We start from the raw sequence: 7,108 nt of genomic DNA, 5'->3' as shown, positions 1-7,108 counted from the left end.
CAAAATCAACGTTAATCTGTCTCCGGCACAATGCATGAACGATCAGCTTGCTTTTGAGCTTTCGGCTGTTGCGGACAAGTACGGTGTGTCATTGGCCAGTATCAATTTTGAAATAACCGAAACTTCCTTTATTGATTCTCAGCTAATCCAAAAGCAGATGATGCAGCTGAAAGAAAAGGGCGCTACGTTTTCTTTAGATGATTTTGGTACCGGCACATCGAATCTGATTCGGCTTCTGAAACTTCCCATTCGAGCTGTTAAATTGGATGTCTATATGGTCAATACTTTTTTCAAAGGTGAATCCAATATCCTTCCGAGTCTGGTGAAAATGTTCCGCGAGGCGGGCATGCAGGTGGTGGCGGAAGGAGTGGAAACGCGTGAGATGAAAGAGGCGTTGGCGGAAATGGGCTGTGATTATGAACAAGGATATTATTTTTCCAGACCGTTGCCGCCAAAAGAGTTCATCACTTTTTTAGCGGATTATTCAGTTTCGGGGAAAAACGTGAATTAGAAGTGTATTTTTTCATAATGCGGTTTGACAAAGGAACTGACCTGACTGTAATAGATACTAATCAAAAGAATTAGTTAAATCCCAATTCTTAATATATGAGTACTGTGCGCCATGGCGATGCAAATGAGTTACTTTTATCATTTTTTTAAGTGAGTCTTTCACTTGTAACTAACGAATTCCCTGGAAAAGAGTGAGTGCATGCGTTTGTATGAATATGGCAGGATATTTGTAAAAACGGTTTCTATCCTGTTGCTGGTTGTTCTTGCTGTCGTAATGACGGGCTTTTCTAAACAGGAGGCAAAGGTTCCGAATCATAAACTGTCGCTGGAAGTGGCGCTTTTCCCGTATGTTCCGGACCGGGTGAGATTTCAGGAAGCGGTCAGTGACGCGTGGAAACGGGAGCATCCGGATGTAAGCCTTCATTTTGCGGACTGGGACTGCTATGCTTCCGACCCCGATCCTTCAATTGACGTCTTTGTTTTTGACGGCATCTACCTTTCCTCGTTTGTGGAGGAAGGATATCTCCTGCCCATTCCGAAGGAAAAAATCCGGAACAAAGAAGATATCATTCCGTTTGCCCTTAAGGGCTGTATCAGCAGGGGGAAGTTTTACGCATTGCCGCAACTGCTTTGCGCCGATTTTCTGTATACGCGAAAAGACGACGCCGGGCTTTCCGATGTGTCGAATATCGATACGCTGTATAAACGGATGGGCGACAGGCAAACGAAGTCGGTCATACCGGAAGGAAAGGAAGGGCTTCTGATTGATCTGTCTGACGGTTTTTTTGCAAAAACTGTGATATATCTGGACGCCTTGATGGATGAAACGCAAACATACACCGAGTATGGCAAGCTGCCCGAAACAGCGCATCTTTCGGATACGGTGCTGAAACGGATGCGGAACATAGGAAAGATGGGCGGTGAAGAGCAGGTTACTTACTCGCCGGAAGACAATGACAGCTTTATCAGGGCGCGGTGGTTTAAGGATGGAAAAGGGCGTGCCTATATCGGCTATTCCGAGTCGCTGGCAGCGATGGGGGATTATGTGGATAAGGTTAACTTGCGCCTTTTCTCCTACGGCCCCGGGAAGAATGTTCCGTTGTTTTATACGGATATGGTAGGGATCCATTCGAAAATCAGTGAGGACAAAAAAGCGCTTGCTTATGATTTGGCGAACGTACTCATAAGCGAAGAGGTGCTGTCGAAGATGAGCCGGCCTTTAGAGGGGGGAGACACACCGCAATACCTGCTGACCGCGCGTAAAAGTGTGTATGACTCCCTTGGTAAGGACTACCCCGTTTATTTTCGCCTGAAGGAGATCATGATGAGCAGGGACAATCATGTTTTCAGGATGGGAACGGGCGCCAGACGGTTCATTAAAGAGATGGAAAAAGTGTTGTATGAAAAGCTCATCCGGAAGAGTGGTTCCCAAACGTCCGACCACGTACCGAACCCGGTTTGATGAGGCAATGGTTATGAAGCAAATGAAGCGCGCTGTGGTAAACAGAGAATTATGCGTGGCCTGCGGAAGCTGCCAGAAGGTCTGTCCTATGGGAGCAATCCGCGTGTATAAAGGTCTGTATGCGCAAACGGACGAGGCCCGTTGCATCGGGTGCGGGCGCTGCGCAAAGGAATGTCCGGCTTCTGTGATTACGGTGGAGGCGCGGCATGAAAACTAAAAAGCACTGGTATGATTATTTGTGGATTGCGGAACTGATTTATTTCAGTCTGGGATTCTTTAATATCCTGTTTGCCTGGGTGGGGCTGTGTATGTTTTTCATCCCTTTGGTTTTGGCGCTGGCAGGCTGGGACAAGGCGTATTGCAACCGGTATTGCGGCAGGGGCCAGCTGTTTGCCCTGTTAGGCGGCAGGCTGAAACTTTCCCGGTATCGCGATGTGCCGGGCTGGCTTCGCTCCCGTTTCTTCCGTTACGGTTTCCTGGTATTTTTCATGCTCATGTTCTGCAACATGCTTCACGTAACGTGGCTTGTGTTTAGTGGCGCTGAGAATCTGCGACAGGTGGTGACGCTGCTCTGGGTGTTCAAATTACCCTGGCAATGGGCTTACAGCGGTGCGGTTACGCCTTGGGTCGCGCAGTTCGCCTTTGGCTTTTACAGTATCATGATCACGTCTACGGTGTTGGGCCTTATTTCCCTGTTGCTGTGGAAGCCCCGTTCCTGGTGCGTGTATTGCCCCATGGGGACCATGACGCAGTTAATTTGCAAGGCAAAACATAAAAAATTGCTGTACGTTTTGCTGTTGGGCATCATACTGACTGGGTGCGCATCCGCAAACGGAAAGCCGGATGTCGGAAAACCGGCCGATACAGTACGGCCTGCAACGAAAACGGTCGTACTGAATGTTAAAGGAGCGGAACCTGTGTTGACAAAACAAAAGGATATGTGGCTTGTAAAACTGAACAGCGGGTACGATATGCCGATGCTGGGGCTCGGAACGTGGACGCAAAATAACAGGACGGCGGCGGAATCCGTGTACTTTGCATTGAAAAACGGTTACCGCCTGATCGATACCGCGCGCTATTACGGCAATGAAAAAGGCGTGGGGGAAGGCATTCGCCGCGCCATTGCGGAAGGCGTTGTGAAAAGGGAAGACGTTTTTATCACCAGTAAGATCATGCCGGGAAATTATAATAATGCAGCGGCAGCTATCGACGCTTCGCTGAAAGATTTAGGCGTGGCGTATCTTGACCTGATGCTGATCCACCAGCCCGGTTCCAACGACAAAGCAGTATATCAGGCAATGGAACAGGGCGTGAAGGACGGCAAGCTTCGTTCTATCGGCATTTCCAATTATTATACGAAACAGCAGGTGGATGAAGTCCTTTCGTACGCAACAATCATTCCTGCCGTAATACAAAATGAAAACCACATTTATTACCAGAACACCGTCCTGCAGAATTATGTTAAGCAGTTTGGAACGGTAATTGAATGCTGGTATCCTTTTGGCGGTCGGGGCAATACAGGAGAAAATTTCGGAAATAAAACGATTGCAGAAATTGCAAAAAAGCACGGAAAAACTCCGGCGCAGATTATTTTGCGCTGGCAGGTGCAGGCCGGGTATGTTACGGTGCCCGGTTCCGCCAATCCGAATCATATCGCAGAGAATATCAAGGTGTTTGATTTTGAACTCTCGCAGGATGAAATGAAAAAAATCGCCGGGCTGAACCGGCAACGACGATATGAGAACTGGTAAAGTCAAATCAGTGGGACGATTGTGGGTTCACTGACACCACAATCTTTTAATGATTAGCGCCAAACGGATTGCATGAAAAGCAACAGGAAAAGGATAAGGGCGAAAGGTACAGGTTTAGTGGAGGTATTTCGTGATTCGTAATATGGTTTTTGATATTGGCAATATGGTATTTGCGAGGCGATACGATGAATCAGGATAAAACAATTATGAATCAGGAGAAGACAATCATATTGGCCTGCAGCTCACTTACGGAATATGTGGAAGCGGCACAGGCCAGCGTGGGAACAAAGATGCGGGTTAGATATCTCAACCGGATTTTTCACAGGGATCCCGCTGAAATGCAGGAACATATCAAAGCAGAATTGGAACGGATGCCGGAAGAAATCGATACGGTGTTAGTCTGCATGGGGTTTTGCGGCGGTTCTTGGAATCAGGTGCAGTCCCGTTACCGCCTTGTTATTCCGCGGGTGGATGACTGCGTATCGCTTTTGCTTCAGACAAAGGATGATCCTGTCAGCAATCTGAAAACGCCCGGTCATCTTTATGTGCGGGCTATGGATCCATCCACGGAATCCTTTAAGGCTATTTTTGAAAGGTTGGTAAAAGCATACAATGTAGACGAGGAGACAGCGGAAAAGCGGCACAAGGAATGGATGGATTTATATAACACCATATCTGTTATGGACACGGGTATCAATCAGTGCCGCCGGCCGGAATACGCTGCGGTTGTAAAAAAGGATGCGGACTGGCTTGGCGCAAAGATGGAATATGTGGAGGCCGGCATCCATCTTTTGGAAAAACTGTTTAGCGGAAGGTGGGACGATCAGTTCCTGGTTCTCGAACCGGGCCGCGCTGTCCTAAAAGAAGAAATGCTGGTTTAGAATTTCCGAAAACATCTGAAAGAAATAATGCAGGAAGGTTTCATACAAAAATCAAAATTTGACAGTGACAACTATGCTACAATAAATGTAAGATTAAATGGCAGGGAGGGATTCCATGGCGAAAGAAACAAAACAGAAGGATATTATTATTATCGGAGCGGGTATGGCAGGCCTTACGGCCGCTTTATATGCCGGGCGCATGAATCTCTCTGTGCTGGTATTGGAAAACGCGCTGGTGGGCGGACAGATCGCCAATGCCACAGGGATTGAGAATTATCCCGGTCACAAGGTGATTGCCGGCGGGGACCTCATTGCGACGGTGCAGCAGCAGGCGGAATCTTTCGGCGCCGAGGTGGATGAATTTGATCCGATTGAACGCGTAGATTTGACCAAATCACCGAAGATTGTGGAAACGGAAGGGTGCATCTACGAAGCGGATGTGGTGATCATCGCTTCCGGTATGAATCGCCGCAAGCTCCCTCTGGCAGAAGAGGCGAAGTATGCCGGGCGGGGCGTCCATTACTGCGAATTGTGTGACGGCCACATGTATCAGGACAAGGTGATCGCGGTGATGGGCGGTGGCAACGCGGCAGTGGACGCGGCCAATTTCCTCACCAAATATGCATCGAAGCTGCTGCTGATTCACCGTTCCCAGTTAAAAGCGGATACTGTTTCCCAGGAACGGCTGAAAAAGAATGACAAGGCGACCATCTGCCTGAACACGGAAATCAAAGCGCTCCATGGCGACGGAAAACTGGAAACCGTAACAGTAGTTGATAAAGCTACCGGCCAAGAACAGGAAGTGCCGGTTGACGGCATCTTCGTGAACATTGGAGTGATTCCTAATACTGAATTGTTCAAAGGGCAGGTGGAGATGGACGAAAGCGGGCGCATCATCGCGGGCGAAGACTGCAGGACGAACCTGCCGGGCGTATTTGCGGCGGGGGACGTGCGGGTGAAAGAGATCCGTCAGCTGACAACGGCAGCGGCAGACGGAACTACGGCGGCGCTCTTGGCGGAACAGTACCTGAGCAGGATGCGACAGGGATGAAGCGGGTCAAAGTGATGCCGAAGTGTTTCAGTGAGTAAAACAGAAAGCGAAAAAGCAAATCTTTTTCAGTTTCAAAGAATTGGAAACGATAGTATTGAATCAGGAGGAAACTAAAAATGGTAAAAGTGTATTCGATTACGACCTGTCCCTGGTGCGAGAAGGTAAAAAAATATCTGAAATCCAAAAATGTGGAATTTGAAGAACACAACATCGAACTGAGCGAAGAAGACCGGGACGAATGCTACAAGATTTCCGGCGATCTGATCGTGCCGGTAACAACGGTGAACGGCAAAAATTTTGTTGTAAGCTTTGACAAGGCGAAGCTGGATGCGTTGCTGGGATTATAAAAACAGTGAAACGAATTGCGCTTTATTCAATGAGTAGGAAACAACAGAGAACAGATATTTGAAGAAACAAGATACATAAAGGAGGGAATGATTGTGGGCGTATATGATTTTACGGTAAAGACCAGCCAGGGTAAGGAAAAGTCGCTGGCAGATTATAAAGGGAAAGTACTGGTTATCGTCAACACTGCCAGCAAATGCGGCTTTACTCCCCAATTCAAGGGACTGCAGGATCTGTATATGAAATACAAAGGGCAGGGGCTGGAAATTTTAGGGTTCCCCTGCAACCAGTTCGCGGAACAGGATCCGGAAGGAAACGCAGCGATTGAACAGTTCTGCCGTTTCAATTACGGGGTGACTTTCCAGATTTTTGAAAAAGGCGACGTGCGGGGCGAAACAGCGCAGCCGTTGTTTAAGTTTTTAACAAAAGAAAAAGGCTTTGAAGGTTTTGACATGAACCATCCTATTGCCGGCAAACTGGAAGAAGCCCTGAAGGCAAACTTCCCGGAATATCTGGAAGGGGACGGCATCAAGTGGAACTTTACAAAATTCCTGATCGACAGGGAAGGCAATGTGGTAAAACGCTTTGAACCCACTGCTGCGCCGGAAGATATGGAGAAAGATATCGAGGCGCTGCTGTAAACGGAAAACAGTTTGTAACATTAAGGAAACGCTGATTTTGGTCTGGTCATGTTTGCTTCCGTGGCCGGCGCGTATGTTGCTTTTGACCCGAAGGAGCATCACAGTTTCGAGGATGTGCTTGCCGTAGCGGATGCGCTGATGTACCAGAAAAAGCTGCAGATGAAAAAAGAACAGAACACGTTGTAACAGTAAAAAAATATATTTTTTCTTAACAGCCGCAGGGTTTTCTGCGGCTGTTTTGTGCTATAATAGTAGAGTATTAAAGAAACGATGATTAGTTTGGCCAGCGAACAAACTCATTTAACCAGCGTCTTCTTAAAGAAAATCACAGTTTCACAGAAATGTGAAATTAACAGGAGATAAGAAAATTGCAAATACCGTTGCGGCGGAGCCGCCTGTCCGGAACAGTGAGAGCCACTAATCCGGACAAACGGGAGCCACTTACTTTTGAAACTTGATTATCTACT

General features: G+C 47.6%; 9 protein-coding genes and 1 pseudogene. All 10 read left to right on the top strand.

All coding sequences use genetic code 11. From position 1 onward, the window contains the following. Positions 1-511 (top strand): EAL domain-containing protein (locus QZV31_RS12690; RefSeq protein ID WP_295361319.1); only part of this gene is annotated, 511 nt, incomplete at its 5' end. 198 nt (positions 512-709) lie between these two features. Beyond that, on the top strand, positions 710-1,972 hold the full coding sequence (gene bcmE / locus QZV31_RS12685; protein ID WP_295361316.1) for a thiamine pyridinylase: 1,263 nt from the start codon (positions 710-712) through the stop codon (positions 1,970-1,972). A gap of 13 nt (positions 1,973-1,985) precedes the next feature. Continuing rightward, complete coding sequence (locus QZV31_RS12680; protein WP_295361314.1) at positions 1,986-2,189, top strand: 4Fe-4S dicluster domain-containing protein; 204 nt, start codon at positions 1,986-1,988, stop codon at positions 2,187-2,189. After that, positions 2,179-2,751 (top strand): annotated as a pseudogene (locus tag QZV31_RS13020) (4Fe-4S binding protein); the annotation flags it as partial. The gene QZV31_RS12680 and the pseudogene QZV31_RS13020, both read left to right, overlap by 11 nt. Positions 2,752-2,910: 159 nt before the next feature. Then, complete coding sequence (locus QZV31_RS13015; RefSeq protein ID WP_366508730.1) at positions 2,911-3,723, top strand: aldo/keto reductase; 813 nt, start codon at positions 2,911-2,913, stop codon at positions 3,721-3,723. Positions 3,724-3,908: 185 nt separating this feature from the next. After that, a complete protein-coding gene (locus tag QZV31_RS12670; protein WP_295361308.1) occupies positions 3,909-4,604 on the top strand; it encodes a DUF1638 domain-containing protein in 696 nt (231 codons plus the stop codon). A gap of 115 nt (positions 4,605-4,719) precedes the next feature. Next, entirely contained in the window at positions 4,720-5,655 is a 936-nt protein-coding gene (locus QZV31_RS12665) for an FAD-dependent oxidoreductase (RefSeq protein ID WP_295361305.1), read from the top strand. Positions 5,656-5,771: 116 nt separating this feature from the next. Continuing rightward, positions 5,772-6,002 (top strand): glutaredoxin domain-containing protein, encoded by a 231-nt coding sequence (locus QZV31_RS12660; RefSeq protein ID WP_295361303.1) that lies wholly within the window; start codon positions 5,772-5,774, stop codon positions 6,000-6,002. A gap of 93 nt (positions 6,003-6,095) precedes the next feature. Next, positions 6,096-6,641, top strand: coding sequence for a glutathione peroxidase (locus QZV31_RS12655; protein ID WP_093730477.1), 546 nt, complete (start codon positions 6,096-6,098; stop codon positions 6,639-6,641). Positions 6,642-6,689: 48 nt separating this feature from the next. Next, a complete protein-coding gene (locus QZV31_RS12650) occupies positions 6,690-6,827 on the top strand; it encodes a hypothetical protein (RefSeq protein WP_295361299.1) in 138 nt (45 codons plus the stop codon). Positions 6,828-7,108: the final 281 nt, after the last annotated feature.

This window comes from uncultured Succiniclasticum sp. (genome assembly GCF_902793885.1).
Classification (GTDB): Bacteria; Bacillota; Negativicutes; order Acidaminococcales; family Acidaminococcaceae; genus Succiniclasticum.
Note: the sequence above shows the minus strand (reverse complement) of the source record. Positions and strands in the feature narration are given on the sequence as shown.

Excerpts from the sequence above, each read along its gene's own strand:
- bcmE (WP_295361316.1), top strand. The coding sequence starts at position 710 with ATGCGTTTGTATGAATATGGCAGGATATTTGTAAAAACGGTTTCTATC.
- QZV31_RS12650 (WP_295361299.1), top strand. The coding sequence starts at position 6,690 with ATGTTTGCTTCCGTGGCCGGCGCGTATGTTGCTTTTGACCCGAAGGAG.
- QZV31_RS12660 (WP_295361303.1), top strand. The coding sequence starts at position 5,772 with ATGGTAAAAGTGTATTCGATTACGACCTGTCCCTGGTGCGAGAAGGTA.
- QZV31_RS12680 (WP_295361314.1), top strand. The coding sequence starts at position 1,986 with ATGAAGCAAATGAAGCGCGCTGTGGTAAACAGAGAATTATGCGTGGCC.
- QZV31_RS13015 (WP_366508730.1), top strand. The coding sequence starts at position 2,911 with ATGTGGCTTGTAAAACTGAACAGCGGGTACGATATGCCGATGCTGGGG.
- QZV31_RS12665 (WP_295361305.1), top strand. The coding sequence starts at position 4,720 with ATGGCGAAAGAAACAAAACAGAAGGATATTATTATTATCGGAGCGGGT.
- QZV31_RS12670 (WP_295361308.1), top strand. The coding sequence starts at position 3,909 with ATGAATCAGGATAAAACAATTATGAATCAGGAGAAGACAATCATATTG.